Origin of the sequence: Rathayibacter sp. AY1E3, from assembly GCF_002932235.1 — a bacterium.
Classification (GTDB): Bacteria; Actinomycetota; Actinomycetes; order Actinomycetales; family Microbacteriaceae; genus Rathayibacter.
Genome location: NZ_PSVN01000051.1, coordinates 1 through 875, shown reverse-complemented (window position 1 = coordinate 875; position 875 = coordinate 1). Strand labels below are relative to the sequence as shown.

Sequence of the window (875 nt, the reverse complement as noted above, 5' to 3'; positions counted from 1 at the left end):
TCCTGGTACGGGTCGAAGCGGTGGGCGGGGCGGGGTGCGGTGGTCGTGGTGGTCATGGTCGGGCCTTCCTGTGCAGCAGTGGGAGAAGAGGAGGAGGGGCGGGGACCGGCGCGAGCCGGTCCCGCCGGAGGGGCTAGCTGAGCCCCGCGGCGTCGGCGGGGGTGCTGTCGCCGGTGACGACCTGCTCGACCGGGGAGAGCGCGTAACCCCAGGCCGCGAGCTGACGGAAGTGCTCGGCCGTGCGCTCGTCGCCGCGACGCCAGGACTCCTTACTCGTGTGCGCCTCCTGCCCTCCGAGGACGACGGCCAGCGCGACCAGGCGGGCCTTCGCGGGGTTCGCCTCGACCAGCGCTGCGAGGGCGTCGGCGCGGTAGCCGGAGGGGCGCTCGATGCGCAGCAGCGCGTGCGCGAGATCGCTGCCGCCCGTCATCCCGGAGGACACCGCGAACCGGTGGGTGGTGAGGCCGAGAGCGATGATGCGATCCGCGTCCTTGGGGAGGGTCTTGCGGGCGAGGAACGTCGCGATCCACTCGCGGCGCACCTTCTCGGCCGCGTTCCACGCCTTGTTGTTGGCGATGAGCACCTTCCGCTCCGCGGACTTCTCGGCGGCCTCCTCCTCGGTTTCCTCCTCGGTCTGCGGCTGCTCGGGGGCTCCGTAGGCGTAGGTGAATCCGGCGGCGGTGGGATCCTGGACCAGGAGCGTGACCTCGACCTCGCCCCGCCAGCTGGTGCCGATGAGCACTCCGCGGCCGGCAGCGGCGGCGACCTGCTCGGGAGTGACGCTCTTCCCGTCCTCGCCGCGCAGCTGCCGCACCGGCGTCCACGTCGCCTGGTCGCCGTAAGCGTCGGAGCGGGTGAGGATCTGGAAGCCGTTG

1 pseudogene is annotated in these 875 nt (G+C 72.6%); it reads right to left on the bottom strand.

Annotation, left to right across the window (positions count from 1 at the left end):
- Positions 1-133: 133 nt before the first annotated feature.
- A pseudogene (locus C5C53_RS17260) lies at positions 134-875 on the bottom strand (hypothetical protein); the annotation flags it as partial.